This window comes from Bacillus sp. FSL E2-0195 (assembly GCF_038003645.1).
GTDB classification, from domain to species: domain Bacteria; phylum Bacillota; class Bacilli; order Bacillales; family Bacillaceae_G; genus Bacillus_A; species Bacillus_A mycoides.
This window is the reverse complement of the sequence record NZ_JBBOPN010000001.1, coordinates 1,633,665-1,660,006: the sequence shown is the minus strand read 5'-3', so window position 1 is coordinate 1,660,006 and position 26,342 is coordinate 1,633,665. Positions and strand designations below refer to the sequence as shown.

Annotated in this window: 32 protein-coding genes; 11 read left to right on the top strand and 21 right to left on the bottom strand. The window is 34.5% G+C overall.

Annotated elements, in window-relative coordinates:
• The first annotated feature begins 32 nt into the window (after positions 1-32).
• On the top strand, positions 33-1,856 hold the full coding sequence (gene asnB / locus MHH59_RS08620) for an asparagine synthase (glutamine-hydrolyzing) (RefSeq protein ID WP_340851085.1): 1,824 nt from the start codon (positions 33-35) through the stop codon (positions 1,854-1,856).
• Positions 1,857-1,902: 46 nt separating this feature from the next.
• On the opposite strand, the gene MHH59_RS08615 is transcribed toward asnB, so the two are convergent.
• Complete coding sequence (locus MHH59_RS08615) at positions 1,903-2,730, bottom strand: protein phosphatase 2C domain-containing protein (RefSeq protein WP_002012083.1); 828 nt, start codon at positions 2,728-2,730, stop codon at positions 1,903-1,905.
• A gap of 124 nt (positions 2,731-2,854) precedes the next feature.
• Here MHH59_RS08615 and MHH59_RS08610 point away from each other — a divergent pair, with 124 nt between their 5' ends.
• Genes MHH59_RS08610 through MHH59_RS08600 form a run of 3 tightly spaced genes read left to right on the top strand, consistent with a single transcriptional unit; the run spans position 2,855 to position 4,450 of the window.
• Positions 2,855-3,265: a MarR family winged helix-turn-helix transcriptional regulator gene (locus MHH59_RS08610; RefSeq protein ID WP_002030991.1), complete on the top strand. Its 411-nt coding sequence runs from the start codon at positions 2,855-2,857 to the stop codon at positions 3,263-3,265.
• Positions 3,249-3,578, top strand: a complete 330-nt coding sequence (locus tag MHH59_RS08605) for a DUF3147 family protein (protein WP_002086410.1) — start codon at positions 3,249-3,251, stop codon at positions 3,576-3,578. The genes MHH59_RS08610 and MHH59_RS08605 overlap by 17 nt, the downstream gene beginning before the upstream one ends.
• Positions 3,530-4,450, top strand: coding sequence for an alpha/beta fold hydrolase (locus tag MHH59_RS08600; protein WP_002126671.1), 921 nt, complete (start codon positions 3,530-3,532; stop codon positions 4,448-4,450). Before MHH59_RS08605 ends, MHH59_RS08600 begins: the two co-directional genes overlap by 49 nt.
• A gap of 39 nt (positions 4,451-4,489) precedes the next feature.
• Here MHH59_RS08600 and MHH59_RS08595 read toward each other — a convergent pair whose 3' ends face one another.
• From MHH59_RS08595 to MHH59_RS08570, 6 genes are all read right to left on the bottom strand, one after another.
• Positions 4,490-4,861 carry a hypothetical protein gene (locus tag MHH59_RS08595; protein ID WP_000461762.1) on the bottom strand — a complete coding sequence of 124 codons (372 nt, stop codon included), beginning with the start codon at positions 4,859-4,861 and terminating at the stop codon, positions 4,490-4,492.
• Between the two features lie 89 nt (positions 4,862-4,950).
• On the bottom strand, positions 4,951-5,526 hold the full coding sequence (locus tag MHH59_RS08590) for a histidine phosphatase family protein (RefSeq protein WP_002030998.1): 576 nt from the start codon (positions 5,524-5,526) through the stop codon (positions 4,951-4,953).
• 123 nt (positions 5,527-5,649) lie between these two features.
• Positions 5,650-6,741, bottom strand: coding sequence for a serine hydrolase (locus tag MHH59_RS08585; protein WP_340851084.1), 1,092 nt, complete (start codon positions 6,739-6,741; stop codon positions 5,650-5,652).
• 100 nt (positions 6,742-6,841) lie between these two features.
• Positions 6,842-7,477, bottom strand: a complete 636-nt coding sequence (locus tag MHH59_RS08580; RefSeq protein ID WP_002086416.1) for a cupin domain-containing protein — start codon at positions 7,475-7,477, stop codon at positions 6,842-6,844.
• Between the two features lie 161 nt (positions 7,478-7,638).
• The gene (locus MHH59_RS08575) at positions 7,639-7,800 is read right to left on the bottom strand and encodes a hypothetical protein (protein ID WP_000109008.1); all 162 of its coding nucleotides are present in this window, start codon (positions 7,798-7,800) and stop codon (positions 7,639-7,641) included.
• A gap of 65 nt (positions 7,801-7,865) precedes the next feature.
• A complete protein-coding gene (locus tag MHH59_RS08570) occupies positions 7,866-7,982 on the bottom strand; it encodes a hypothetical protein (protein ID WP_002031004.1) in 117 nt (38 codons plus the stop codon).
• A 131-nt stretch (positions 7,983-8,113) separates the two neighbouring features.
• Here MHH59_RS08570 and MHH59_RS08565 point away from each other — a divergent pair, with 131 nt between their 5' ends.
• Positions 8,114-8,536, top strand: coding sequence for a YfmQ family protein (locus MHH59_RS08565; RefSeq protein WP_002011948.1), 423 nt, complete (start codon positions 8,114-8,116; stop codon positions 8,534-8,536).
• A 53-nt stretch (positions 8,537-8,589) separates the two neighbouring features.
• Here MHH59_RS08565 and MHH59_RS08560 read toward each other — a convergent pair whose 3' ends face one another.
• Genes MHH59_RS08560 through MHH59_RS08540 form a run of 5 tightly spaced genes read right to left on the bottom strand, consistent with a single transcriptional unit; the run spans position 8,590 to position 14,381 of the window.
• Positions 8,590-9,423 carry a hypothetical protein gene (locus tag MHH59_RS08560; protein ID WP_002126669.1) on the bottom strand — a complete coding sequence of 278 codons (834 nt, stop codon included), beginning with the start codon at positions 9,421-9,423 and terminating at the stop codon, positions 8,590-8,592.
• Between the two features lie 20 nt (positions 9,424-9,443).
• Entirely contained in the window at positions 9,444-10,706 is a 1,263-nt protein-coding gene (locus tag MHH59_RS08555; RefSeq protein ID WP_016126747.1) for an MBL fold metallo-hydrolase, read from the bottom strand.
• Positions 10,703-12,373: an ABC transporter permease gene (locus MHH59_RS08550; protein WP_003188467.1), complete on the bottom strand. Its 1,671-nt coding sequence runs from the start codon at positions 12,371-12,373 to the stop codon at positions 10,703-10,705. The genes MHH59_RS08555 and MHH59_RS08550 overlap by 4 nt, the downstream gene beginning before the upstream one ends.
• Before the next feature lie 12 nt (positions 12,374-12,385).
• Positions 12,386-13,411 carry an ABC transporter substrate-binding protein gene (locus tag MHH59_RS08545; protein WP_002126664.1) on the bottom strand — a complete coding sequence of 342 codons (1,026 nt, stop codon included), beginning with the start codon at positions 13,409-13,411 and terminating at the stop codon, positions 12,386-12,388.
• The gene (locus tag MHH59_RS08540) at positions 13,389-14,381 is read right to left on the bottom strand and encodes an ABC transporter ATP-binding protein (protein ID WP_340851083.1); all 993 of its coding nucleotides are present in this window, start codon (positions 14,379-14,381) and stop codon (positions 13,389-13,391) included. Before MHH59_RS08540 ends, MHH59_RS08545 begins: the two co-directional genes overlap by 23 nt.
• A gap of 161 nt (positions 14,382-14,542) precedes the next feature.
• Between MHH59_RS08540 and MHH59_RS08535 the strand changes: the two genes are divergently transcribed.
• Positions 14,543-15,436 carry a LysR family transcriptional regulator gene (locus tag MHH59_RS08535; RefSeq protein WP_340851082.1) on the top strand — a complete coding sequence of 298 codons (894 nt, stop codon included), beginning with the start codon at positions 14,543-14,545 and terminating at the stop codon, positions 15,434-15,436.
• A gap of 40 nt (positions 15,437-15,476) precedes the next feature.
• Here the strand turns inward: MHH59_RS08535 and MHH59_RS08530 are convergent, their stop codons facing one another.
• Positions 15,477-16,001 carry a DUF4398 domain-containing protein gene (locus MHH59_RS08530; protein WP_002126658.1) on the bottom strand — a complete coding sequence of 175 codons (525 nt, stop codon included), beginning with the start codon at positions 15,999-16,001 and terminating at the stop codon, positions 15,477-15,479.
• A gap of 109 nt (positions 16,002-16,110) precedes the next feature.
• On the bottom strand, positions 16,111-17,379 hold the full coding sequence (locus MHH59_RS08525; RefSeq protein WP_002031019.1) for an MFS transporter: 1,269 nt from the start codon (positions 17,377-17,379) through the stop codon (positions 16,111-16,113).
• 117 nt (positions 17,380-17,496) lie between these two features.
• Between MHH59_RS08525 and MHH59_RS08520 the strand changes: the two genes are divergently transcribed.
• The 5 genes from MHH59_RS08520 (at position 17,497) to MHH59_RS08500 (ending at position 20,452) form a co-directional block, all read left to right on the top strand.
• Positions 17,497-18,711 (top strand): helix-turn-helix domain-containing protein, encoded by a 1,215-nt coding sequence (locus tag MHH59_RS08520; protein WP_002126655.1) that lies wholly within the window; start codon positions 17,497-17,499, stop codon positions 18,709-18,711.
• Between the two features lie 66 nt (positions 18,712-18,777).
• On the top strand, positions 18,778-18,957 hold the full coding sequence (locus MHH59_RS08515; RefSeq protein WP_340851081.1) for an H-type small acid-soluble spore protein: 180 nt from the start codon (positions 18,778-18,780) through the stop codon (positions 18,955-18,957).
• Between the two features lie 192 nt (positions 18,958-19,149).
• On the top strand, positions 19,150-19,485 hold the full coding sequence (locus tag MHH59_RS08510) for an antibiotic biosynthesis monooxygenase family protein (protein ID WP_002126653.1): 336 nt from the start codon (positions 19,150-19,152) through the stop codon (positions 19,483-19,485).
• 2 nt (positions 19,486-19,487) lie between these two features.
• Positions 19,488-20,078: a dienelactone hydrolase family protein gene (locus MHH59_RS08505; RefSeq protein WP_002126652.1), complete on the top strand. Its 591-nt coding sequence runs from the start codon at positions 19,488-19,490 to the stop codon at positions 20,076-20,078.
• Positions 20,079-20,092: 14 nt separating this feature from the next.
• Entirely contained in the window at positions 20,093-20,452 is a 360-nt protein-coding gene (locus MHH59_RS08500) for a hypothetical protein (protein WP_098632132.1), read from the top strand.
• A 25-nt stretch (positions 20,453-20,477) separates the two neighbouring features.
• On the opposite strand, the gene MHH59_RS08495 is transcribed toward MHH59_RS08500, so the two are convergent.
• The 7 genes from MHH59_RS08495 to flhF form a co-directional block, all read right to left on the bottom strand.
• Positions 20,478-20,648 (bottom strand): DUF3951 domain-containing protein, encoded by a 171-nt coding sequence (locus tag MHH59_RS08495; RefSeq protein WP_000602235.1) that lies wholly within the window; start codon positions 20,646-20,648, stop codon positions 20,478-20,480.
• Positions 20,649-20,710: 62 nt separating this feature from the next.
• Complete coding sequence (locus MHH59_RS08490; protein WP_002086437.1) at positions 20,711-21,022, bottom strand: AzlD domain-containing protein; 312 nt, start codon at positions 21,020-21,022, stop codon at positions 20,711-20,713.
• Positions 21,013-21,741 carry an AzlC family ABC transporter permease gene (locus tag MHH59_RS08485; protein ID WP_002126646.1) on the bottom strand — a complete coding sequence of 243 codons (729 nt, stop codon included), beginning with the start codon at positions 21,739-21,741 and terminating at the stop codon, positions 21,013-21,015. Before MHH59_RS08485 ends, MHH59_RS08490 begins: the two co-directional genes overlap by 10 nt.
• Entirely contained in the window at positions 21,731-22,567 is an 837-nt protein-coding gene (locus MHH59_RS08480; protein ID WP_078203044.1) for a TrmB family transcriptional regulator, read from the bottom strand. Before MHH59_RS08480 ends, MHH59_RS08485 begins: the two co-directional genes overlap by 11 nt.
• Before the next feature lie 177 nt (positions 22,568-22,744).
• Entirely contained in the window at positions 22,745-24,043 is a 1,299-nt protein-coding gene (locus tag MHH59_RS08475) for an NtaA/DmoA family FMN-dependent monooxygenase (RefSeq protein WP_340851079.1), read from the bottom strand.
• 169 nt (positions 24,044-24,212) lie between these two features.
• Positions 24,213-24,986, bottom strand: a complete 774-nt coding sequence (locus tag MHH59_RS08470) for a flagellar basal-body rod protein FlgG (RefSeq protein WP_340851078.1) — start codon at positions 24,984-24,986, stop codon at positions 24,213-24,215.
• A gap of 43 nt (positions 24,987-25,029) precedes the next feature.
• Complete coding sequence (gene flhF, locus MHH59_RS08465; RefSeq protein ID WP_340851077.1) at positions 25,030-26,340, bottom strand: flagellar biosynthesis protein FlhF; 1,311 nt, start codon at positions 26,338-26,340, stop codon at positions 25,030-25,032.
• Positions 26,341-26,342 lie beyond the last annotated feature (2 nt).

Sequence of the window (26,342 nt, the reverse complement as noted above, 5' to 3'; positions counted from 1 at the left end):
TTTATAATTTTAAATTAGGAGATGAGATTTGTATGTGTGGAATTACAGGTTGGGTAGATTGGAAGAAAGATCTTTCAAATGAACATGTTATTTTAGAAAAGATGGCGAATAGTATTCAGCATCGCGGTCCTGATGCTGAAGGATTTTGGTTTTCTCCTCGTGCGGCCTTTGCACACCGACGTTTAATTGTTATTGACCCAGAAGGTGGGACGCAGCCAAAAACATTCCGTGCCGGTGATTATACGTATGCTCTTACTTATAATGGAGAAATTTATAATTTTCGTGAGCTGAGAGAGCAGCTTCAAAAATGTGGTCATGCATTTGAAACTCATTCAGATACAGAAGTGTTACTACATGCTTATTTAGAATGGAAAGAAGACTGCGTACAACATTTAAACGGAATTTTCGCTTTCGCCTTATGGGATGATCAGAAGCAACAACTGTTTTTAGCACGTGATCATTTAGGCGTAAAGCCACTCTTTTATACAGAAAGAACTGACAGTATTATTTTCGGATCTGAAATAAAAGCGTTATTAGCTCATCCATCTGTTCCTGCTGAAATTGATGCGGATGGAATAAATGAAATATTTGGATTAGGCTTATTTCGAACTCCAGGATGTGGCGTATTTAAACATATTCAAGAAGTTCGTGCTGGACATTCTATAACATTCACACGTGATAAAAAAGTAGTTAAGAAGTATTGGAATTTAGAAAGTAAGATCCATACAGACTCTACCCAAGACACATCTTCTCATATTTTATCTATTTTACAAGATACAGTAAAAAGACAATTAATTGCTGATGTTCCCCTCGTTTGTATGTTATCAGGCGGATTAGATTCTAGTGGTATTACTGCACTGGCAGGTAAAGAATTTAGAGAGGAACACAAAACACTTCACACATATTCAATCGACTTTTTAAATAGCGCGAAAGATTTCGAACTGACATTTGCTCGCACTGGTTTAGACGCTCCTTGGGTAAAACGTGTTTCTGAACATGTAGGGACATCGCATCATGATATTATTGTGAATGCTGAAGAATTAGCAAATCACTTATTCGTTCCCCTCCATGCAAAAGATTTACCAAGTGCTGGCGAAATGGAAACTTCACTTTATTTACTATTTTGCGAAATGAAAAAAGATGCAACCGTAGCTTTATCTGGAGAATCTGCTGATGAAGTATTCGGGGGATATCCTTGGTTTCATCAAGAAGAACTATTATATGTAGATAAGTTTCCGTGGTTAACAAACTGGAAAAACACATCTTCTCTATTATTAAACGACGTAACAACTCAATGTAATCCTGAGCAGTACATTAATAAACGATTCCATGAGGCTGCTCTTGAAGTACCTACTCTTGAAGGTGAAAGTAAAAAATCCGCGAAACAGCGTCAAATGTTTTATTTATTTTTAACACGATTCCTTCCGTTCTTACTCGACCGTAAAGACCGTATGAGTATGGCTGTAGGATTTGAAGTTCGTGTACCGTTTTGCGATTATAGATTAGTTGAATATTTATGGAACGTTCCTTTCAATATTAAAAGTATTGATAATATCGAAAAGGGAATTTTACGTAGAGCGCTGAAACCAGCTTTACCTGATGATGTGCGAAATAGAAGAAAAAGCGCTTACCCTACTTCACAGGATCCACACTATTTACAAACAATCCGCAATTTAACGCTTGATATGTGCAGTAATAAAAACAATCCTGTTTTCTCACTCATTAACCATTCCATATTACTTGCAATTGCTGATCAAAGTAACAAAGAGATTACCAATTTTGAAGCAAGAAGTGCTATGGAGTATATGCTACAAGTAAATGAATGGTTAAAAACGTATCATATTCATATTGCTTAACAAAAAAGAGTTCAAGGACAAAAACCCTTGAACTCTCTTTCATTTATTAATTGGCACATTGTCTATTTTCAGTATCGATGGACCATCCAATAATAGTGGCACAATCTCTACCTTTCCACTGAAGTACATTTGTTAATACAGGCTCAATCTGTAAACAAGATCCGTCGTGTAATATTTCTACTAAAGATTGATCATCATCAAACTTTAGTTTATCACACTCTAAAATACCATCCGTTGCCATTACAATGTGATTCTGACCTTTTTCTAATCCCCTTACCCCTGATGTAAAACAAGGTGTATTCGCTGCAAAAACATTTTTTCTTCCTATATACTCATAGTTCTTACGCTTATTTAGCCTACCTTTTCCATTTTTCGTTTGCTCTGAATGGAATAAATACGCGAAGCAATCACCAACTGATAGCCAATATAAGAACTCACCTTTTCGTAAACAAATTAAACATGCAAGTTCCTCATCATCTTGGTCACATTTCTCGATAAAGAGCTCATCTGTAAATAACGCTAATAAATACATATGTGTATGATGAAATGCTAAATGGATTGGGTATGAAAATAACTCTTTTAGTTTTTCTTCTCTTTCTGAAATCGCTTCTATTATATAATGTATATTTTTCGTTTTATGATGTGTATCAAAAATCATAACAAATTCAAATTCTAATTTCGGATCCCACCAAGCTAGCACTGCATCTCCTCTTTCATATGCATCACTCTCTTGATTTCCTCCATATACGCCGACTGAAAGAGGACCACATTTTTCAACATGTATTTGATCTACATACATCTTTTCATGACTAATCCATTTAAATGTATTCACAGCTATCATCCTCTCTCTTGCTAAATGTATACCTTTACACATAGATTACCTTATATTTCAATAAAAATAAACTTTTTCAACATTTTTAATGAAAATAAAAGGATTTTACTTCTTAATCAACGAATATATCTTACTATACGATATAAAAATAGGAGGATTTATCATTATGAAAGACATTAATCAACATTGGGAAAGTATTTATTATCACTTACGATATGAATATGAAGACAACCTTTCTCACCAAGCTATTCGTATTTTACAAATCGTTTCTCGTGAGAAAGATATAACAATTGGAAAAGTTGCTACTGAGCTTAGTCTCTCTCATAACACAGCATCTGAACACGTAAAGCGCCTTATTCAAAAAGGATTTATTATAAAAGAAAGAAACAAACACGATGAAAGGGTTGTAAACCTTACTTTAACGAAAGAAGGCATTGAAGTATTAGAAAAGCATACTTTACTAGATAAAGAAAAGATAAAAATATTAGAATCACAGTTATCAAAAGAAGAACAACAATTAATTGAAAAAGCCTTTTCGTTATTAGCGAAGGAGGCAAAATATGCATTTCCTCGTTAAAGTAATCGTTTCGGCACTTATTATCGGCGTTATTACTGAAGTCGCTAAACATTATAGTACGATAGGCGGCTTTATCGCTGCCCTTCCACTCGTTAGTTTACTAAGCCTATTTTGGATTTCTTTCGAAGGTGGGAGTAAACAAGAATTAAGTCAATTCGCTTTAGGCGTATTATATGGATTTCCTGCATCCGCACTACTATTATTTATTGTTTATATCGGTTTAAAGAACTCCTTTTCACTTAGTACATCTATACTCTTCGGCATATGTGCCTGGTGTATCGTCTTTACTTGCCAAAAAGTATTTCAAGCTTAGGGGGAATTACTATTAATAGATCAATAGAGATATTTGGACAAACTGTAGAAGTATATATAAGAGGTAACAGTAAACAAACTGTAGTCATTCAAACAGGAATGACTTGCTCATTTTATGATTGGCTCCCTATTATAGAAGAGCTTTCACAACACTTTACAGTTGTTTCATACCATCGCCCAGGTTACGGAAAAAGTGAGCTAGGAAATACTCCACGTACAGCAAGGCAAGTTACAAAGGAACTACATATGTTACTAAACAAACTACATATTCACAAGCCAATCATTCTAATCGGCCATTCCTATGGAGGGTTATGTGCACAACATTTTGCAATGTTACATGAAGATAGGCTGCAAGCACTTCTTTTAGTTGATTCTACTTCCATGAACTTACACCGATTAGATGAGCTTCATTTACCAGTTTCTGATCAAACTGATTCTGATGATATGTGGCTACAAAAATATTATACTTACTCCAACATGGATGCAGACGCACTTTATAATGAACTAAAATCTATGCTCGTCAATACAACAAAACAGCATATCAAATTTTCTACCTCTCCTTCATTATATAAAGCGACAGCTTCTGAACTGTCCGAGTGGAAAAATTGTGCTCGCTCAATAAAAAAACAACATAAAACATTAGAAATACCATTAATTGTTATCGGTAGAGATCCTCAATATTCTATTGCTCAATTAATTGAGGGCGGTATGCCAAAAGAAGAAGCTACACAACTTGAAGATATGTGGCAAGAACTTATTCGTGAACAATTAAATCTCTCAATAAACAGCCAATACATTTTGGTTGAACATGCTAGTCACGGGATAGAAAACGATCGTCCAGATGCTATCATTGAAGCCATTCACTTATTGTAAATAAAAAAAGGAAGCAACTAAAGCTGCTTCCTTACTTATCTATTCATAGTCTTCTTCATCATCGACTTCTTCATAATACGAACTCCCATTGCTTACATATATAGGACCGTTCGCAACATCAATACGTAGTACCCATGCCCATGGCACAGCTAAACGTTTATGTATTGCTCTCCAAAAGTTCATTGATTTTCTTTCGTACTCCTGGAACTCCTGAAGTAACTCTTTATAGGAGGAACCGTCTAACTGAATATTTGCTTCTAATAAACGAGAATGGGCATAGTACTGTAACTCTAGTTCAGCAGCAATCTCCATTTCTTCTTCCGTTGCCATACCTATAATTGCTCCATCTGCTGGTGCGATTTCATATACGTTGTGAACTTCAATAAGCCCTTCTTTCTCTTTCTCAAACATGTAAACAGCCTCCTTTAACCAATATTTTTTATGTTACAAAGTCATACTTCTACAATACCTTCTCCCTTTCCTCTTTTTTTGATAAACTTTTACAAATTATTTATCTGATAATCTGTAGACTGTATTCTTTCAGCAGAACTGAAACAATTATTATCAAAAGTTAATTTATACACATCTGGCATATGAAGGGTTTTCCAAAACTGAAAACCATATTTCGAATCAAAATAATTCATTAGTAATACCATAATATTCCCATGAGTACCTATTACAATATTCTTACCTTTATATTTTTTTAATATACTTTGCATGCATATTACAGCGCGTCTTTGCGCTACATCATTTGATTCTCCGCCTTCGTATGCAAAAGTCCAGTCTTCCCATACCTTCTGAATAGCATCATTAAAATCTGTTACTGGCTCTTTACTTAATAACCTTTCCCGTAAATCTTCTTCCAGTTGTATTGATAAATTATATGTATTCGCAATTCCTTGCACGGTTTGAATCGCCCTTTTATACGGGCTAGAAATAACAACATCAATGTTTTTATCCTTTAACAAACTTGTTACATTACCTGCATCAATCTCTCCTTCTTCAGATAAGGGACGTTCCCTTTCTTCCTTTGTATATGTAGAGTGAGCGTGGCGAACGAAATATACTGTAGTCATTATTCAACTTCCTTTCTTAGTTTCAATCTATATTCCATGCAGTAAATAGGAAATCCTGTATCATGAATAGAAAAGAGCGCCTTTTAAAAAGCGCTCTTTTGTTTACATAATAAAATTATTCCATTATAACTTTCTTCCGAATTCTTCATCTGTTATAGCATCTTGAATAAAATAATCTATATTATTTCTCAGCTTTTGATATGCAACTTGATCTTCTATATCGTTAAACATAATTACAACTTCTACCTTATTCCCTTTCTTATCTGTAGTATACAAACTTTTTGTCAATACGAATGCGGTAGAACCACCTTTTTGACCAGCATATTCCAACTTACTATTTTCAACTGTTCCTTTAAAAACATTATCAATTTCATCTTGCATTGATTTTGGAAAATAATTTCTACTATTTATCTTTTCCATTAAACTCAAATAATCTTTAGCATTTGCACTCACTAATCGATCTGACCAAATACGCTGGAATTCCATATCTATTTTTAATGGTATATCACGTTTCTTCCATTCACTTTCATCTTTCATCCATTCATGTATTTGTAACACGTGTTTATTATATTCATCATTAGACATGTTACGTATCATTTCTAACGATTGATTTTCTGGCTCATTAAGCTCTTTTTCTACATACCCTCTCATATATAATGAAGCAGTATACGAAGAGAACTTGTCATGACTAGTAAGTTCTAACTCTTTTAAACTATCATTTACTCTTTCTATTCCAAGCTTATCTAACAAATATGTTGTATTCGCATTAGAACTATAATGAATCATCCCTTTAGCCACTTCTTCTAAAGCAATCTGTCCATTTTGCACTAACTCTCTCACTTTTGAATCTTCTAACCAGTCAGGATGCGCTCCACCATCAGTGTTTTTAACATAATATTTTTCTAAATCCTGCAATGAAATTTGTTCATCTCGACTTATTTTTCCTTCTGACACTTGCTTAGCAAATTCAACTGCTATTACGATTTTTGCCGTACTTGCTAATGGTAATTTTTTATTTTCATTTACAGATGTTACTACTTCACCGTTTTTTCTAATAAGTAATGAACATGTTTCATCACCTTTATGTTCTTTTATGTAGTTTAATACGTAATCAGGATTTTCTTTTGACAAATAGTACTTCATAATAACAAAGAAAGCTATAACAGCTACTACAATGACTCCTGCAACAATTCCTATAATCTTTAATATGTTCACAATATGCCCCCTCTATAAATTCCCTTCTATATAATAATTATAACGAATAAAAATACAAAATTATACAAAACAGAGTAACTCTTCCTAAAAAAAGAAAGAGTTACTCTATTTCACATGATGTTATTTGTCCATTTAACGTAACAACTATATTTGAGTCGTCACTTTCTTTAACTCTATTTAGTCGATTTGAGTTAGGAGGACCAATTACAACTGACTCCTTAATTGGCGAAAGGTCCTTTCCTAATTTTTCTGCACTTACACCGTATGCAGCTTGAAATACTTCTGGCGGTGTTAATCTAAGTATGTCTGATCCCTCCGCTGTTTCAAACTGATCGTTATTAAAGAACAAATGTAATTGTACTTCCTCTGTTACCGCTGTAATCCAATGCCACCATCCCATTGGAATAAAGACAGTTTGCCCCGCTTTCACATGATAATTTTGCAATTGATTCGTTTCGGGATTTAAAATGGATGTAACTGCTTCTCCTGATACAACAACATCTAATTCCCACGCATTCGGATGCCAATGTGGTTCCCGCATATGCCCTTTTGTCATAAACAAATCAACAAACGCCCCTCCTATCATCGCAGGTAACTGCGTTGAGGTAACTTCATATGCAACGTTTTTCTCATCTCTTTTAAAAAAGACATTTTTTCTCGAATCAAAGAAAAGATTTGGCGTTCCTGAGCTTTTCTTTAAATTTTTATTATCTGTAACATAACCTGAATTACTCATTCAATCCCTCTTTCCCGCTCCGAACATTTCTGATTTTACACTGTATCGTATGGGGAAATTTTATAAATGTGCCTATTAACAACATAACAAAAAAACATGCCTTCATGATGAGAGCATGTTTTGTGATTTTTTTCACATTATTTAGTTAAAAAATAAACTTTTTACTTACCATGATGTAACATTAAATCACTAAGTTCTTCTTCAATGTGATTTAATTTCGCAACTCCTTCTTTCCACTTATGAATATAACGCGATACCCCGACAATAAATAAAACAATAATTGTAGAAAGAATAATACCATATACGATTGTTACAGTACTCATAGTTACACTTCCTTATAATTAGTAATGTTGTTATTAGTTATATTTTTATTATAAACCTTTTTCTTTTAAAATACTTCGATTTCAACTTTTTGTAACAAAATTGATTTTTCTAATATTTCGTTCATAAAAATGGAATATTTTTCACAAATTATACAAAACTTCACCATATGTACTATTGCCACATGAGTTATATTGTTAAATAGGATAAAGTGAAATTTTAGTCAGTACGGGGTATCTATCCCACACTGATTATTAGCCCGCACCAACCAGGATTTTACGGACCGTTACTGTGGGATAAAGGGGATGAAATACTATGACGACTTGGTTTATTGTAATGTTAGTTGTATTTGGAGCATTTAAAATTATTGTTTCTAGCCTTCCTAACTCTGCTATTGAATCCATTATTAGCAAGTACGAAACACATCCACAACTTGAAGAAGAGAATGTGACTGTTACAATCAATGGAAATAACTTAGAAGGCGAAAAGAAATCCAAAATTATTCATGATTTTAACGAAGGATTATTTTTAGATCGCTATTATGCACCACCACACAATGAAGGCACTCCTTTAATTATCAATGCAAAACGTGGCAAAAAAGATTTTACATTTTATATTTATAGTCATGAAGAGCATGTTGATGTAGTAAAACAACATAAAAAGAAGGTAGTTGCTTATAGTTTACGCTCTAAAAACCTTCAAAATAATGATATGTTCGTGTCAGCTGATTTAGCTTAATGCTCATATATTAGAAGAAGGAATCCATGGCACATAGATTCCTTCTTTCCTATTTACTGAAAAATAAGCTCTGTCTTCAAACTATCTTTCGGTAACAACCATCCTTTTTTCTCTATACTCGCCATTAATAATTCTCTTTGTTTTGTCGCGATACTTTCCTCATTTGTTTTAAACGACACTTCTATTACGAAGTCATCTTCTATCTTCCCGGTATTACTTAATGGCCAAATTTCAATATTCGTTTTTATATTTTCAAATTCACCTGTATACCGTTTCATTAATACAGGACCATAAATACGAGAATTCTTGAGCATTTCTTCTCCCCAATTCGTATACAACCATTTGTTCATTTTCCCTGGCAACTTTTCTATTAACATGTTTTGAGCAACTCGTTCGTTTGGTAAATCAAGTACTCCATATCCTTTAGCACTGTAACTTTTCTTATTTGAAATACTTAACGTTTTCTTCTCAAATCCCCAATCTATTTCCGCCTCATAATTATCAGTTTTACTATCAAATCCATCCTTTTTAGCCACTTCTAGTGCTTCTTGAATTACACCATTTTGAGTAGGATATCTTTTTTTATATGTTAGCTCAAAATCTTTACTAAATTCTTTCTTTCGAATTCTCGCAAACCAACCTTCATTACTTAAATTTTTATTTGCCGTATCTAAAAATTGCACCTGTATTCTTTCATAATTTGTACCAGCCTGAAAATATTCTAGTACCTCTTGCTTCATCTCTTTGTTATAACCTAATACTTGTTCTGGCTTTAATAATAACTTCACTTCAAAGCTAGGTTTCATTGAACTAGCAGCAAAACCTTCCTTAACGTTATAAAGGAAACAACAAAAGAAAATACTTACGAATACAAATACTTTTTTCATATACCAATCTCCTTTACATTTTATATGACTTCTACACATTCCATTGCAAGTGAATACACATTTTCATATCCTGCTGTGCTTAGCTTTTGTTGTAATCGATCCGTATCCTCTTTCAAAGCATGTACTAACACCGTATGTTCTGGTAATAGTGTATTTAACATTTCCTTAACGTCACTTATACTTTGATGAACTTTATATGGAACTCGCTTCACCCTACATTCTTTACCTACACGTTCCTTCAAAACTTTTTCTGCAAAACTTCCTTTAGCAATATGTCCAGTAAAGATAATCGAATTTCGTTCTTCATGCCGAAGTTGTTCATAATACAACTGTGCTCGTTTCGTTTGCATATTCGCATCACTCATTACAACTATTCCGTAACTATTTTGCATACAAATGTCATTATCCATAACTATTATGTTTCTTTTTAAAACCTCCACAACCCGTTCAAGTTTTTCTTTATTTTTTAACCAATCTTTATATATGAACATCTCTTCAAATCCAGCCAAAATTTCTTTATCTACTATAATTGGAAGTTCTTTATATCGTTCATATAAATAAAATACTATATCTTGCGCCCTACCAAGTGAGGGCAGTGGTAGTAATACTGTTCCTTTATTTTGAGCAACTCGTTCAATTTCTGCACATAATTCGTCTACTCGTTCCTTTTGTGAAACATCATCAGTGTGATAAGCGGCATCTACAATTGCAATTTTTATATCGCTTCGCAAATTTTCAGGTAAATTAGCTCGTAGTATATTAGATTCTGCTGAATAATCACCAGAATAAAATACGTATGTATTACACATATCCACTAAAAACCAAACAGCTCCTAATACATGCCCACTATACCCCCATTGAAACCTCAACGTCGGTGTAATCTGTATCCATTCATTTGGATTACTAATCTCATCAATACATACATAATTTAAATCTTTAATATTTTGATCGTTATAAGGTAAATTCCACCCTTTTGAAAGATTGTAGTTTCCCCATTTTTCAAAATAAGCTGGAAGTTGCTCCTTCGTATAACGAGTCGTCCAAATTTTTTTCTTATATCCATACTTCGTCAATAAAGGTAAACCCATCGTATGGTCTTCATGAATATGTGATAAAAATACTGCATCCAAAAACGGAACAACTTCTCTTTCTATTTTGGGATAACTATCCTCATATGATCGATTAATACCACAATCAAATACTATTTTTGTCTCTTTATTTTTTACAAAATAGCAGGAACGACCGTATTCTCCCGCTCCTCCCCATACTTCCATCCTCATCATGCTACCCCTTTTCGTTTTTGCTCCATATGTTGCAGAAGTAATAAGCACATTGTTGTAAGCCCAACAGAAACAACAGCCATTGCCATTCCTATAGATACTTCTCCTTGTTCAAATTGAGCAAAAATAAACGTTGCTGACGTTTCTACTGATGGAGGTAGTACGAGAAGCGATGCTACTAACTCTCTTATCGAAATCGTAAATGTCATCGCCCATCCAGCAAGAATTCCTGGAATAATAAGCGGCAATATTATTTTTCTAAAAATATAAATATAATTCCCGGAAAAAATACTTCCTGCCTGTACAAGAGAATCATCAATTTGTCCGAGCGATGCTTTTACATACTGCACCGTATAAGGTAAAAAGAGAACAACATACGTTACGATAACCATGACTGGTGTATTGTAAATTGACATAGGCATATAGGGTGAATTCCAAAATAAAATAAGCCCTACAACCATCACTATTCCTGGTACCATATTCGGTAACATGCCGCACATATCAAGCCATTTTTCAGAGGACTTTTTCCCCTTTCGAATCATAAGCGCCAAAAATACGCCAATAATTACAGCAACAATCGCCGTTACGAGTGAAAAAAGAAAACTGTTCCATAAAGCTTCTAATCCCGGAGAACCAATTGTAAATAATGCTTCATAATGGCTTGTTGTAAAGTTATTAAAATGTAAGCCACCGCCTCTTAACTTCGACAAAGAAGCAATAAGTATAGAAAAGTATGGGATTCCAATTGCTACTATTAGTAAGCCAATTACATAAACCCATGCTATAACGCGCGCAAATATAGACAAAGTATACCTTTTAGATTTCACACCTTTTCCACTAACCATTGCATATGTATACTTTCGATTCAATACATTTTGCATATACCAAATGAGCATACACGCACTAAGTAATAAAGAAGATAATGCTGTGGCACTGCCAAAATCAATCGGCCAACTAGAGATAAATTTATGAATCTCAGATGTTAACACATGGAATCCTATTCTACGTCCGAATGTAGCTGGTGTTCCAAATTCAGCAATCGTCTTTACGAAAATGAGTAAAGCGCCCATTACATAACTTGATAACAATAACGGTAGTATTATTTTTCTTAAACGATAGAAAAAACTTCCACCATGAACTGCTGCAGCTTCTTCTTTACTACTCCCAATCTGAAGTAACGTGTTTTTCAACATGAAGTAAAGGAATGGGAATAAATGCAGACTCATAATTAAAACCATACCGCCTAAACTAAAAAACGATGATGAAATCGGCTTTAAAGCCGGAAAAAATTGTTCAAAATAACCGTTAGGTTGCATGAACAAAATCCAGCCCATCGATCCGATATAGGGCGGGGTCATAAATGGGATCATAAAAACAATATCTAACTTACTATACTTTCCTACATCTGTTTTGCTCATAATGAACGCCAATGGAAACGCAAATATTGTAGCTCCTATTACAACGAGTACACCTAGAAGCATCGAATTTAGAAAAATTCCAGCTAATCCACCACTCTGCATGACTTCAAAAGGCTTTAAAAAATTCCAACTGCTATTTTCATATACACTAGAAAATAAAATGAGAAAAATCGGAATGACGATTAACATCGCCACAAGTAACAACGCTACTGTCATTCCAACTTGTCTTACTGTTACGAATCGATTTACCATGTAATCACCATCTTATTGAAATACTTTCTTAAATTGTTTTGCTATTTCATCTTGTTCTTTCTCAACTGTTTTCCAATCAATATTTAATACTGGAATCTCTTCTACATTCGGTCTATTTTCAGCTTTTATATCTTTTCTACCGGGCAACAAATACGCTTTAGAAACTTGTTTTTGCACATCATCTGATAATAAATAATCAATAAACTCTTTTGCACCTTCTACATTTTTACTATCCTTCATAATGCCTGCTGCACGTGGACTAATGACTGTTCCGCTTTTTGGATATACGATATCAACCGGTTCACCCTTTGCTTTTGCACTGTACGTCATATAGTCAACACCCGCAATTACCATATCTTTCGCACCTGTTACAACTGGGTCTAACGCTTCTTGGTTTGCCCCAGCTACTGTAACTTCATTTTTCTTAAGCTGTTCAAATAAATTCCATCCATCTTGTCCATTCTTTTTCACATATCCTGTTACAAAGTCTAAAGCTGAACCTGAAAGTGCTGGATCTGGAAGATTCACTTTCCCTTTCCATTCTCCTTTCGTTATATCGCTCCAATCTTCAGGTGCTGTCTTCACATTTTTTGTGTTATACACAATTCCTAATGCTGAAGCACTATATCCAAAATAATGTCCTTTATCATCCGACCATTCAGAACGAAGCTTATCAGCTTGTTTTGCTCCTTTATAAGCTAACGTTTGCCCATCTTTTTTTAATCCTTCCATCGCTGGTAAAGAAGCAAGTACGACAACGTCAACGACTGGATTTTTCTTTTCAGCCTCCATTCTTGCTAAAATCTTACCTGTTGTTCCTTGAAACATTTCTACTTTTATCCCTGTTTTCTTTTCAAAGTCCTTTTGAATTTTTTCTGCTAATCCTTTTGGTCCTGCACTATATACAACAATTTTCTTTTCATTAGCGTTTTTATTTTTTGCATCTACACTGCCTGTCTTTGAGCTACAACCTGTTACTACAGCAGAAAATAGTAAAGTACATACAAATAAAGACTTAAGCGAACTGAATTTCTTCATACGATTCTCCCCCTATATGATGAATACATTTTTTTGGTACATATAACGATACCGGTTTACCAACGCTTAGCTTACTATTGTGATAAGCTGTCCATACACCGAGTGTCCCCATGTTTACTTTCACTTCATAACGTTCTCCTACATATGTAACGTGCTGAACTTCACCTGTATACATTTCGCACAAGTCATTTTTTGTCCAGCTCACATGCTCTGGACGAATCATTTTTTTCCCCTCTACAAGCCAATTTGCCTTACCAATAAATTTTGCAACAAATTCATGAGACGGTTTCACATAAATGTCTTCTGGTGTTCCTTTTTGTAATACTTCACCCTGCTTCATGACAATAATTTGGTCTGACATTGACATAGCTTCTGTTTGATCATGTGTTACATACAATGCCGTTAAACCAATTGAATGAACGATGTCCATAAGTTCTAATCGCATTTCTTCTCGCAAAATTGCATCGAGTGCACTTAACGGTTCATCGAACAAAATAAAATGAGGTTTCGTTACAATTGCTCTAGCAAATGCGACACGTTGCTGCTGTCCACCTGAGAGTTCATGCGGAAATCTTTTCTCCATACCTTGCAAACGAACTCGCTTTATCGCATCTTCTACCTTTTCTCTTAAGTGATTCGTTTGCTTTGTAGCCCTTAAACCAAATGCAACATTTTCAAATACAGTCATGTGCGGCCATAAAGCAAAATCTTGAAATACCATGCCGATATTCCGCTCATGAGGAGATGTTTTTATCTTTTTAGCAGAAGAATACATGCACTTATCTCCAAAATATATTTCACCTTTATCCGGTTCCTCAAGCCCTGCAATCATTCTAAGTAAAGTCGTTTTCCCGCATCCTGAAGGTCCTAAAAGTGTGGTGAATTCCCCTTTTTTCATTACAATCTGTAACGGCTTTAACGCCTGTGTTTTCCCAAATGCCTTTTCTAATCCATGAATTTTAATATCCATCGTTTCACCTCTCTCCCCTCATTCTTAACCTGCTTTCATTCTATCTGGAAGTTTTATACTGAATGTTAATGTACTGTAAAGATTAAATTAAAAAATCTCTAATAAACTATTTATTTCTATAGATTTTTTCTATAGTTAGAAGAAAAAGGGGCCAACTTATCATGAATCTCTTAAAATTAGAAATTGTAGTGCTTATTAAGAAATACAAAAAGCTTACTATTGTTGCAGAAAAAATTGGCGTTAAACAACCTACTATTACGTTTCACATAAAAAGCTTAGAAGAGGAACTTGGTGTGCCTTTATTTGAATTACGTTCCGGAAGGTATTTCTTAACAGAAGCTGGCGAGGCATTGCATCATTATGCTTGTAAAATAGATGCACTTATGAAAGAAGCTAGGCGGGTCACACAAGAGTTTAAAGATTTTAATAAAGGCGCTATAACAATTGGTGCTAGTTATGTACCCGCGACTTATCTTTTACCAGAAGTTGTTCACCAATTTCAATGCGAATTTCCAAATATAAAAATAACACTCATAGTAAAAACAGCTCCTGAAATTCGAACGATGCTACAAAATCATGAAATTGATCTCGGGGTAATTTCTGCGGCACCATTTGACGAACCACTTCTAAAACAAATGAATGTAATGCCTGATACACTTGTTCTTGCCTTTTCCAAAGAACATCATCTTTCTAAAAGAACAAATGTATCATTACAAGATATCGAAAAAGAACGTATATTATTGCATCGTAACCCATCTACAACGAGAGATTTACTTACACAATGGACGTTAGCACATAACATTACATTCCAATCAGAAATTGAACTAGATTCATTAGAAACGATGAAACAAATTTTAAAATATGGTAATGGGGTTGCCTTTATTTCAAAACTTGCTATTGAGCAAGAAGTACAACGAAATGAGCTATGCTATATACCGATCCCTGATTTTGAATTTCAGCGTAATATTTATACCATTCGTCATGAGGACAGATGGAATTCTAAAATAATTTCTTTTTTACTACATAGTATTACTTCTTTTGCAGAAAAAAATTAAAAGGCTGTCGTTATACACGACAGCCTTTTAAACTATAACTCTATTTGTTTTTCTTATCCTCAATTTTTGCTTGTGCCTCTTCAGCCTTATCTAATGCTTCTGAAACTTTTTTCTCTTTTTCTTTTACATCATCTATACTATCAACAGCTTTAATTAATTTATCGATTCCTTCTTCATTTACCTTTTTTCGTTTCGCTACTCTTTCATTTACTTTCTCTTCCACATCTTTTGCTTTTTGAAGCATATTCTCTGTATTTGATGTCACAGCTTTTTCAAGTGCATCATCTTTTTTCTTTTGTAACACTTCATTTGCAATATCTTTCGTTTCTAAATACTTACCGTCTTTTAATGCTGTCGCACCGCGATCTAGTAACTGAGCGACTTCTTTATATGCCTTCGCTTCATTTCCTGATTTCTCTTTTTCCGCTTTTTCAAACCACATAATCGCATCACTATATTTTTCATTTTTCAATGATTGCATACCTGTTTCAATATACGTGTCATAATTACTACATCCAGTCATTACGACTAACAGAAAAAGCATTACAAAACTTAATTTTCTCATGATGTTTTCTCCTTTTCTTTGCCTGCTCACTTTACTGTAACATACATGAAAAGGAGTTTCAAAAACTAAAATACTAATATGGTCATTTTTATATTGTTAAAATTTTCTTTTAAACCGATACATCCACTTGTTTTTTCGCCATATGCTGCTTTACTCCAACTAATACAACTAACAATAATCCTCCACCTAATGTCATCATAACAATGCTAGTCGGTAACATATCTAATAATAATCCATATACAATCATTCCAAGCGGTGCGATTGCAGTAGAAATTGTTTCAAGTAGACCGAATACACGTCCTAAATAGTTTGGATCTGTCGTCTTTTGCATATGTACTTGCATCGGGATATTTACAACCATCATTGATATACCGGTTAAAATCATAAAAGTGATATAGTAAATAAAACTTGCTACTTTCGGAATGATAACTAACAACGGAAAGACTGTGCATAAACTCAAGCCCGCAAATAAAAACAGTCCAATATAAACAGAGCGAAACGGATTATTCACTTCTTTACGTACTGATAAAACAATTGCACCAATTAGCATCCCGACTGCTAACATTCCCTCTACAACACCGAGTTGCTTCGAGGATAAATGCAAATTTTTAATAATAATATATGGAAGCGAAACGAAAAGTGCACTCGCAAAAAAGTTTACCCCTACTGCAATTTTCATTAAACCATATATTTCATGCTGTCGTTTCACATATGAAAAACCTTCTTTTATACTCGTCAAGAAATGCTCTTTACTTTCGGCCAATTCTTTTTTATATAAATCAAATACGATGAATAATTGTACAATAACTGCTAAAAAGAATGTAATACTATTTAACAGGAAAAATGTTTTGATTGAAAAGAAACCAAATACAACTCCTCCAATAATCGGCGCTAAAATATTCGATAAAGATGATGCCGTCTGATTTAAAGCACTCGCTTTTTGAATACGCTCCTCATCTACTAAATTAGGAATAGACGAAGTTAATGAAACAGAATAAAAACTTGCACAAATTGATAATAATGCCGCTGATACATAAATAAACAGAAGTGATGGTCCAAATATAGTAGCAAGAATAAACATGATAAGCATTGTTAAGCTACTTAATAAATCAGTGCCAATTACAAGCCATCTTCGGTTCACACGGTCAGCTACAGCACCTGCAATTGGGCCACAGATCATTCTTGGTATTGACCCGCAAATAAGAGTAGTTGCAAACCCCATTCCTGAACCAGTTGTCTTTAATACGTATAATCCCATTGCAAACGTATAAATACCCGCCCCTAACAAGGACGTCATTTTTCCAATCATCATTAAAATAATATTTCTCGTTGCAATCTTCATTTTCCAATCATTTTGACCTATACTTACATCCCCCATTATGACACTCTCCCTTTAAAAGTTAAATTGTGTTAAACTTATTATATATAAAACTTTCCAATTTTTACAACGAAAAGTTTAATTATATTTAACTTTTTGATTATAAAGGAGCATATGATGGCTACTCTCGGCGAGAAAATTAAAACGTTACGAAAAGAAAAAAAGCTTACTCAAACTGAATTAGCAGGTTCAGAACTGACAAAAAGTATGTTAAGTCAAATTGAAAATGGAAAAGCTACACCTTCCATGAAAACATTACAATACATCGCTGAAAAACTTGGATGCGAAACGAGTTTTTTACTAGAAGAAGATGATGTAGAAATTGTAGAAATCATTCAACAAATGGAACAACTAATAAAGGCAAATAAATGTGATGAAGTATATGAGACTTTACTACCTATCGTTCAAAAAGAGCTACCTTCTACTTTAAATACCGCTCGTTTATATAAACAATTTGTAACAGCTGCGGCGATTATGAAAGATTACAACATTGAATATTACGTTGAAAAGGCTACTTCTATTTTTGAAAAATATACGTTATACCGGGACAGTACGGAAACAAAATTAAAATTATCCTTTACGATATTCACACGTAAAAAGTATGGTGAATGTTTACAACTTATAGCTAGTATTAGAAATGATTATGAGGAGAAACATTTAGAAATGGATCTCATTATACATATCGAGTTATGTTTATATGAAGCCATCATTTTACTAGCATGCGGCGATTATGAAACATGTGAAAAAACAATATTAGAGGCACTCGAGTTTTCAAAAAAGCATCAAGTATATTTTAAAACAGACGAATTTTATCGGATTTTATCTTACCAAAAAGTCATTACAGCTGATAAAGAACAATATTTATATTACATAAAAAAATCTGAGCAATTTGCCATTTTTACAGAAGATACTCTATCCATTGCGATTATTGATATTTTAAAAGCTTACTACTACAACACGATTACTAATGAATATACAATCGCATTAAAACATCTAGAACAATTTCGAGAGAAACTAAAAGATGAGCCACTTTTTCAAGACGACGGATTGTATTATCTTGAAAAAGGAAAAGCTTTATACGGATTGAAACGTTACGAGGAAGCTTTACAAGCATTGCAACGTGATATCATGCCGGATTATATGAACCATCCACTTGATCAAGCGTGGCTTACAACAGCAGGTGCATATCGTGCCCTTTGTTATGTAAAACTTAACGATAAAAAAAGGGCTCTGAAGGAAGCTACAGAAGCCGCTCAAAAGATACAATCCTACCCGGATTCCATCTTTTCTTCTTTTATTAAAGAAACATTACAAATAATACAAAAACTTTAAAAATGTCTCGAAATGGTATATTATTCCTCCTTTTTTGCAAAGATAATAATGATGGGAGGAATATAAATGAATATACAACGCGCAAAAGAGCTTTCCGAGTCATCTGAAGAAGCCAATGTCATTTTTCAAGGCATGCCTGTTATGATTCAACACGTCGATGAAAGCAACGAAACCGCCCGCATATATGAAGTAACAAATCCAAAACGCGAATTAACGGTTCCAGTTAATAGCTTAGAGGAAATATAAAAAATGCCACTTCTTTTTTTTGAAGTGGCATTTTTCTTACTTTGTATCACTTAATTTGTATATTCCTTCTCACCCCTGTTTTTCAGCACCTGAACAAGAACAGAAGCTTCCTGCTTCTGTTCTTGTTATTACGTGCTACAATACAAACTATGAACTGAACATTCGTACCATATATGTTAAGGAGGAAAGATAATGGGAACTAATCCACAAAAAACTAGCCCTTATTACGCGGTTATATTCACTTCTAATCTATCGAATGATACAACAGACTATAGTACCGTTGCCGAAAAAATGGAGGAACTTGCGAAACAGCAACCTGGATTTTTAGGTGTCGAAAGTGCACGTGATAATTCGGGACTCGGAATTACAATTTCTTATTGGGAGTCACTTGAAGCAATTGAAAATTGGAAAAGGAACGCCTTACATAAAGAAGCGAAAAAAAGAGGCCGTGAGCAATGGTATGAAAATTTCCACCTGCGCATCTGCCTTGTTGAGAAAGAATATAAGTTTCAGAGAGGTACATTGTAACTATGAAGAAAAAACTAGCTCTCGTTGTTGTTCATGAAATATACGGTGTGAATGATCATATGCATCATGTTATAGACCACTTCACTACATCTCATATAGATGTATTTTGTCCTAACCTTCTACAATTACAAAATGTATTTCATTATAGTGATGAGGAAAAAGCATATCAACATTTTATGAACCACATTGGATTTGATAATGGAAAAGAGCAAATTGAAGAATTCATTACTTGCCTTTCCAATAGTTACACGCATATAGGACTTATCGGCTTTAGTGTTGGGGCTACCATCGCTTGGCTCTGTAGTAACAATCCAAAAATAGATTTTATCATTGGATGTTACGGTTCCCGTATACGTGACTATGTTCACATTAAACCTACATGTGCTACATTACTTATTTTCCCTAAACAAGAAGCTAGTTTTTCAGTATCCTCTTTAATCCAAACATTGCAGCAACAAAATAATCCTTTATTAGAAATAAATCAACTACACGGTGAACATGGATTTTTAAATCCGTACACTGAAAAATATAACGAGCACTCTACAAAGCAAGCATACAACCTAATAGATTCGTTTCTTACGCAAACAATATGATAAAGGAGTTTTATATGTCACTTACATTACTTTTACTCATATTCCTAATAATTCCCTTCATTTCAGCATTAGCTCTCATTTTTATAACGGTTAAAAAAGGAAATTTTCTAAACCGACCATACTTACAATCATTCATCGTATGTGCTCTATTTTTTACGAATTGGATATTATATTTAACAAATTTTTATTCATTACTACCTGAGAAAGTTAGTCGATTTATATTTCTACCTATTTGGTTTTTCCTTTGCGTTTTAGGATTTATCGTTTTCGCACGCGAATGGAAGAACAATCGTATTTTTTCCATATCTATCGGTTTCCTTTCTTCTATTAGTTTTCTATTTGGATTATTGTTGTTAGTTCTTTCAGGAATGTAAAAATAAAAGGAAGAAAAGCCCAACATCAACTTTTCTTCCTTCTATTTTTACCTTTAGATTTCACTGTCACTGATTCACAAGGTGTGTAATAAATTTGAGGTGTCGCCTTATCCACAAACATCATAAACGTAATGAAGCCGATAATAAAGAAAATAAATAACGTTAATAAAATAGCGCCTATCGTTAAAAGTATCATAACACCACCCCTATATATTTCATGTTATTACACCTTTCGCTATTATATGAGCTGAATCCTTTTTAGAAAAATAAACGTAACAAAATAATTACAATGACTCCTGTTAATACTGTTCCTAATAAACTACGAGTATATATCGCTACGAAAAATGTAGGAATTGCCGCAATGATATAATCCCACTGCACTGTCTCATGCATAAATAATACTTGTGCTAAAAGTGCTGCTAATATCGCAATTGGTATGTAATTTAACCATTTTAAACCCCAGTCTGGAATTTGTAGTTTACTAAATACGAGAAGAGGTAAAATACGTGGTACGAGTGTGACAGCTCCGGCTGCTAGTAAAAGGAATAATACGTCCAATCTTACTTCCATTTTTCAATCACCACCCCGATTGTCGCAGCTAAAAGTGTTGCGATAATAACTGCTATACTATCTGGCATAAATAAGTGTGAAACGTATGCGATAATAATCGCTACAATTGCAACACTTAGATGAATGGCTAGTTTCGGTTTACTACTTATTAGCTGAAGTACAAATAATCCGATAAACATCGCTGGTAACGCATAATCCATTCCGTACGTATGAGGATCTGGTATCCACTCTCCAAAAAGCCCTCCGAGAACTGTAGCTAAAATCCAATTTAAATATGCTGTTACATTAAGTCCCATCATCCATTTCTCGCCTAAATGGCCTTTTTGTGCTGCTTGTTGCACTGCAACGCCGAAAGTTTCATCTGTAATTTGCGAACCAATTATTAAATTTTTAAAAAGAGGTATCTTGGTGAAGTAAGGTGCGAGTGCAGCACTCATTAATAAGTGACGTAAATTAACAAAGAACACAGTAAAAATAATTGCCGAGGCTGGGGCACCAGCTGCATACATACCCGCTAATATAAACTGAGCAGAACCTGCGTAAATTAATGTGGACATAAAAGCAATTTCTATGATCGAGAAACCTGCTGTTTTCGCAATAACACCAGCCGCTATACCGATGCTCAAATATCCAAATACAGTTGGTAAACAATCCTTTACACCTTGCTGAAATGAATCATCGCTCTGCAATGTCATATGTGCTTGAGCTTTATTCACCATTATCTCCCTCCATTTCTTCTATAGTACGTTTTCCTGTTACGACATGAACTAAATCTATGTTTTCACGCCATAATGTATCTAATTTATCAGCTCCAAACTCCTTCGTAATCTCTTCCACCATAATGTCGTGCCGAACATATTCTGTAGCGACGAGAACTAAAGCTGGATCATACGTTGTAACGGCCCATGAAGTGCTATCATTTGAAAAGTTAGCAATTAATACTTCTTCCCCATCACGCGCGATAACAGTTAAATGACCACCCATTCTCTTTTCAACGACGTGAGGTGTCATATAATTATGGTGAAATGTCGCTCCTATTTTTGTTTCTGGAGCACCAAATAAAATCGAAAAAATATGTACGCCTTCCGCTTCCTTTTGATGAATGAATGGCTCAATCTCGTGCACTTGATCTTCCCATACAGAAATCCATAACTCTTCTTTTGCTCTATTAATTATATTGCATATTTCTTTCAAAACACGATCATTTGAGCGAATATGCGAAATTACATCAATTTGTCGCTCTTGTTCTAAACAATTTAATTTTCGGTCTAGAAATTCAAAGGACTTTTCAAAATCTTTTCGCATTCGATCCATTAATTCCGTAGCTGGCACTGGTACATATTTCACTGGTTCAGAAGGAACGATATGCACCGCTCCTTTATCCATCAACTTGCCAAGTACTTCATAAATCATCGAACGAGGTACTCCTGTTTGTTTACTCACTTCATAACCTGTTACTGGGGAATGTTTTAATAAACCAATATACGCTTTACATTCATACTGGGAAAAACCTAACTTTTGTAACTCCTTTATTATTTCATCCATCGGTAACCCCTCACAATTTATATAGCTCTAATTTCAAAACTACGATTTCACTTTCCATTAGTAGTTATTGCTATACCTACTAATATAAAAAAGAAGCCTCTACAAGTCAACTGACAATTCCGAATTTTTATTCGAAATAAAAAGCCTTCTTTTGAAAGGCTTTTTGTGCATAATGAATTATTTCAACTGTAGAGCATTTGATATATTACCCTCCAAATGCTCACGTAAGGTTGAACCTGTATACTCTTCTCTAAATACACCTGCTCTCACGAATAAAGGAATCACTTCACTAAAGAATAAATCCAATGATTTTGGAGGACCGCCTGGAATTGCAATAAATCCATCTAGTGCCCCTGCTTCAAATCTTTCCATAATTTGCTTACAAACATCTTGTGGTGTGCCAATAGCGACCCAATGAGCAGAACCAACAACTTCTGGTCGTTCTAGTATTTGCTCAACAGTTGGTTCATTTTTTATGATGAAATTCCGTAATAATTCGGCATGTGTTTTACTACGTACAGTTTGATTCCTACTCGGTAGCATATGTTCAGTAACCTTACTTTCTAATGGTATCCCTCTAACATCTAATCCGAGAACCATTTCGAGTAAAGCGTACCTCTTCTCTTTTGTAAGGTGTTGATGAGCTTGCCTGTGCATTTCTAGCGCTTCTTCATATGAATCGCCAATAAAGAAATATAAACCAGGCAATACACGTATATCATCTTGCTTTCGGCCATGCTTTTCTGCTCTTCTTCTTAAATCTTGACGAAGTTCGATTCCTGATTCTACATCTGGCATTGCGGCGAAAATTGCATCCGCAACAGAAGCAGCAAAATTCCGACCTGACTCTGAAGCACCCGCTTGAAATAAAGGCATTTCCCCAGAATTATGTTGCGGAACATTAAGTGGACCTTTCACCTCAAAATGTTCACCACTATGCTCAATTGGCTGTACCATTTCTCTAATTACATCTGCGTTGTCTTCTTTCAAAACTTCATAAGGATGACTCCTCCAAAGTTTTCTTACTAACTCTGTACATTCTGCCGCTTTCGCGTATCGTTCCTCAGATGGTGGCATCCCTGTCTCACCAAAGTTTTCAGCACCATCAATTGATGTGACAATGTTCCAACCTACTCGGCCGTTACTAATCCAATTTAAAGATTGTAGTTGCCTCGCTAGTATATATGGTGGATAAAATGATGTTGAAGCGGTCGTAACCACTCCAATCTTTTCTGTCGCATAAGCAATTGCAGTAAAAAGTAATGTTGGATCTAAAATTACATTCCCCTTATTACGTGCAATTAAATCTGGATGTGCCACTAAATAATCCGCTTTAAAAACAAAATCTAACTTCGATTTTTCTGCTTGCTTCGCTAACTCTACTTGCTCATCAATTCCCGAATCAAACTCATTCTCTTGTTCTTTCTTTCTAGAAATCAAACATAGTCCAATGCAAAGTTGTTTTTTTGTAGACATATGTACACACCTTCCCCTTATTTTTAATTCACCTAGTTAATCAATAGTTACTACCATCACATCTTGTATTTTTTTATAACACCATAAAATGATAATGATTATCAATATCATTTTATGGTGTTACTGAAATAAAAGCAAGAACAAAAAAACTCCCGCTATCGGGAGTTTTTTATCTCAATATTTCATTCGCTTCTTTTTCATAAATTTTATCAAATGAAGTCATAATACGCTGCGATGCTTGAATCATCTTTTGATTTGTCATAAGATCGGCCATCTCTTTCGTCATATCCACATTTGAATTTTCTAGCATATGATTTTTTACTATTCCTGTTCCGTTCGGTAAATCAGCGAGGTTACCTTCTGCTAGTGTAAAACTTTTATTTTCACGTTGCACAAGGCGAGCATTCGTTTCTGCATCTACTGTTTTCGTTTGCAAGCGGCCAATATTATTTTGTGTTACTTCATCGTATAATGTACCGTCTGCTTGTACAGCTACCTTTGCTCCTTCTGGAATACGAATACGTTCATTATTCTCACCCATTACGAAAGCACCAGATGCTGTTTGTAAATAACGATCACTATTCAATGTAAAACTACCGTCTCTCGTTAAAAATGTTTCATCATTTTTAGATGTAACGAAAAATGATGATGTGCCAGCCGCACCGTCGTCTAAAAAGAAATCTGTAGCACTATTTGTCATTTGTACATTTCCTTGTACTAAGTTCACATGCGTCGCAGCTGGTACGACAGCGTAATCGACCGAACCGATATTTGTCATCGCACCGTCACCGCGGCGATATGTATCTTGCACATCAAATACTTTAGAAGTCATGTTTTCTGCTTTAAATCCTGTCGTTTGGGCATTTGCAACGTTATTTGAATGAACATTAATATGCTGCATGTAATTCATCATACCCATAGAACCTATATAAAGACCGTTCATACTCGTTTGAATAAGGCAAGCGCCTTATTCTTCACCTCTTTTCTTACGATGTTTGTAACATTTGTTTTGCTAAATGTTCAGCAGTAGCGATATGTATATGTTGCTTCACGTCTTGTCCATCTGTCATTAATACAATTGGTGCTGATGATACAGCTGGAATTTTCAACAATTCACCACTACTCGCTGTTTCATCAAATTTCGTAAATACGATACCATCAATATGGATATCTTTAAAGTTCGTAATGATTTCAATCATATCTTTACTTTTCATAGAAGCAGATAACGTTAAACAAATATAATCGGGCTCTACTTGCCCCATCGTCTCAATCATTTCTTCAACCGTATCTGACGTACGATAATTCTTTCCAGCCGTATCTATTAAAATATAATCAACACGCGCTTCTTCTTTAAAATAAGTAAGCGCCCGTGCCATTGCGGGTTCATCACGCACAGCTATAACTTCTGCTCCAATTGTTTTTACATAATCTTGCAGTTGCTGTACTGTCCCGATGCGAGAGTGATCTGTCGTAATAAAACCAACCGTTTTTTTCTTACCGTGAAACTGCCATGCCATTTTCGCAAGTGTCGTCGTTTTTCCAACGCCAGTTGGACCGATTAATGCAATTGTTTGTACCTCTTTCTCAAATACGTTTTCAGTATTAAAATGAGATCTCATATCTTCCAATATGTATCCGATGACTTCTTCTTCTGTAATCATCGTTGCATTCTCAAACTTCACTTTTAATTTTTCAGCATATGCATGAATGAAATATTGTTCCACATCGTTTTGTTCTAACATCCGAATTACTTTTTGAATAATAAATGGTACAGATTCCTGGTTTTCTTTTTTTATAACTACTTCTTCTTTCTTTACAGAAATAGCTTGTTTCACAACAGGCTGTTTTTTAGCTACTTTCGTCTCTTCTGTATGTTTCACAACGACAATACCCTTTTCAAACAGTTGTAATAGTTTCTCTTTTTTTCTTGCCCATTCTTCACTATTCCCTGTTTGCATCGCTGCGTACGACATAGAAGTCGTTACGTTTTCTAAATTGTGCAAGACAGATTGAATTCCATTCACCTTCACGATTTCTTCTGAAGGTTCACCTACAACATCCATTAATTGCTCATGAAATTGAGTTGTTCCTTCGCTATTTTCAGCCTGTTTATCTTCAGGAAAAGCGACTAACATTTCATAATTCTTTTTCCAAAAAAACGGGATATTTCGTTTTACACTTTCATCGACAACGTAGTAATAATCTGTACCATATTGGTCAAATAATTTTCGATACAATTCATTTTTCGAAGCTGCTTTTATTCGCATTAACGCTTCTTTTTTTTCTGTACTTTCCATTA

Excerpts from the sequence above, each read along its gene's own strand:
- asnB (WP_340851085.1), top strand. The coding sequence starts at position 33 with ATGTGTGGAATTACAGGTTGGGTAGATTGGAAGAAAGATCTTTCAAAT.
- MHH59_RS08615 (WP_002012083.1), bottom strand. The coding sequence starts at position 2,730 with ATGTGTAAAGGTATACATTTAGCAAGAGAGAGGATGATAGCTGTGAAT.
- MHH59_RS08610 (WP_002030991.1), top strand. The coding sequence starts at position 2,855 with ATGAAAGACATTAATCAACATTGGGAAAGTATTTATTATCACTTACGA.
- MHH59_RS08605 (WP_002086410.1), top strand. The coding sequence starts at position 3,249 with ATGCATTTCCTCGTTAAAGTAATCGTTTCGGCACTTATTATCGGCGTT.
- MHH59_RS08600 (WP_002126671.1), top strand. The coding sequence starts at position 3,530 with ATGTGCCTGGTGTATCGTCTTTACTTGCCAAAAAGTATTTCAAGCTTA.
- MHH59_RS08595 (WP_000461762.1), bottom strand. The coding sequence starts at position 4,861 with ATGTTTGAGAAAGAGAAAGAAGGGCTTATTGAAGTTCACAACGTATAT.
- MHH59_RS08590 (WP_002030998.1), bottom strand. The coding sequence starts at position 5,526 with ATGACTACAGTATATTTCGTTCGCCACGCTCACTCTACATATACAAAG.
- MHH59_RS08580 (WP_002086416.1), bottom strand. The coding sequence starts at position 7,477 with ATGAGTAATTCAGGTTATGTTACAGATAATAAAAATTTAAAGAAAAGC.
- MHH59_RS08575 (WP_000109008.1), bottom strand. The coding sequence starts at position 7,800 with ATGAGTACTGTAACAATCGTATATGGTATTATTCTTTCTACAATTATT.
- MHH59_RS08565 (WP_002011948.1), top strand. The coding sequence starts at position 8,114 with ATGACGACTTGGTTTATTGTAATGTTAGTTGTATTTGGAGCATTTAAA.
- MHH59_RS08560 (WP_002126669.1), bottom strand. The coding sequence starts at position 9,423 with ATGAAAAAAGTATTTGTATTCGTAAGTATTTTCTTTTGTTGTTTCCTT.
- MHH59_RS08555 (WP_016126747.1), bottom strand. The coding sequence starts at position 10,706 with ATGATGAGGATGGAAGTATGGGGAGGAGCGGGAGAATACGGTCGTTCC.
- MHH59_RS08550 (WP_003188467.1), bottom strand. The coding sequence starts at position 12,373 with ATGGTAAATCGATTCGTAACAGTAAGACAAGTTGGAATGACAGTAGCG.
- MHH59_RS08545 (WP_002126664.1), bottom strand. The coding sequence starts at position 13,411 with ATGAAGAAATTCAGTTCGCTTAAGTCTTTATTTGTATGTACTTTACTA.
- MHH59_RS08540 (WP_340851083.1), bottom strand. The coding sequence starts at position 14,381 with ATGGATATTAAAATTCATGGATTAGAAAAGGCATTTGGGAAAACACAG.
- MHH59_RS08535 (WP_340851082.1), top strand. The coding sequence starts at position 14,543 with ATGAATCTCTTAAAATTAGAAATTGTAGTGCTTATTAAGAAATACAAA.
- MHH59_RS08530 (WP_002126658.1), bottom strand. The coding sequence starts at position 16,001 with ATGAGAAAATTAAGTTTTGTAATGCTTTTTCTGTTAGTCGTAATGACT.
- MHH59_RS08525 (WP_002031019.1), bottom strand. The coding sequence starts at position 17,379 with ATGGGGGATGTAAGTATAGGTCAAAATGATTGGAAAATGAAGATTGCA.
- MHH59_RS08520 (WP_002126655.1), top strand. The coding sequence starts at position 17,497 with ATGGCTACTCTCGGCGAGAAAATTAAAACGTTACGAAAAGAAAAAAAG.
- MHH59_RS08515 (WP_340851081.1), top strand. The coding sequence starts at position 18,778 with ATGAATATACAACGCGCAAAAGAGCTTTCCGAGTCATCTGAAGAAGCC.
- MHH59_RS08510 (WP_002126653.1), top strand. The coding sequence starts at position 19,150 with ATGGGAACTAATCCACAAAAAACTAGCCCTTATTACGCGGTTATATTC.
- MHH59_RS08505 (WP_002126652.1), top strand. The coding sequence starts at position 19,488 with ATGAAGAAAAAACTAGCTCTCGTTGTTGTTCATGAAATATACGGTGTG.
- MHH59_RS08500 (WP_098632132.1), top strand. The coding sequence starts at position 20,093 with ATGTCACTTACATTACTTTTACTCATATTCCTAATAATTCCCTTCATT.
- MHH59_RS08495 (WP_000602235.1), bottom strand. The coding sequence starts at position 20,648 with ATGATACTTTTAACGATAGGCGCTATTTTATTAACGTTATTTATTTTC.
- MHH59_RS08490 (WP_002086437.1), bottom strand. The coding sequence starts at position 21,022 with ATGGAAGTAAGATTGGACGTATTATTCCTTTTACTAGCAGCCGGAGCT.
- MHH59_RS08485 (WP_002126646.1), bottom strand. The coding sequence starts at position 21,741 with ATGGTGAATAAAGCTCAAGCACATATGACATTGCAGAGCGATGATTCA.
- MHH59_RS08480 (WP_078203044.1), bottom strand. The coding sequence starts at position 22,567 with ATGGATGAAATAATAAAGGAGTTACAAAAGTTAGGTTTTTCCCAGTAT.
- MHH59_RS08475 (WP_340851079.1), bottom strand. The coding sequence starts at position 24,043 with ATGTCTACAAAAAAACAACTTTGCATTGGACTATGTTTGATTTCTAGA.
- MHH59_RS08470 (WP_340851078.1), bottom strand. The coding sequence starts at position 24,986 with ATGAACGGTCTTTATATAGGTTCTATGGGTATGATGAATTACATGCAG.
- flhF (WP_340851077.1), bottom strand. The coding sequence starts at position 26,340 with ATGGAAAGTACAGAAAAAAAAGAAGCGTTAATGCGAATAAAAGCAGCT.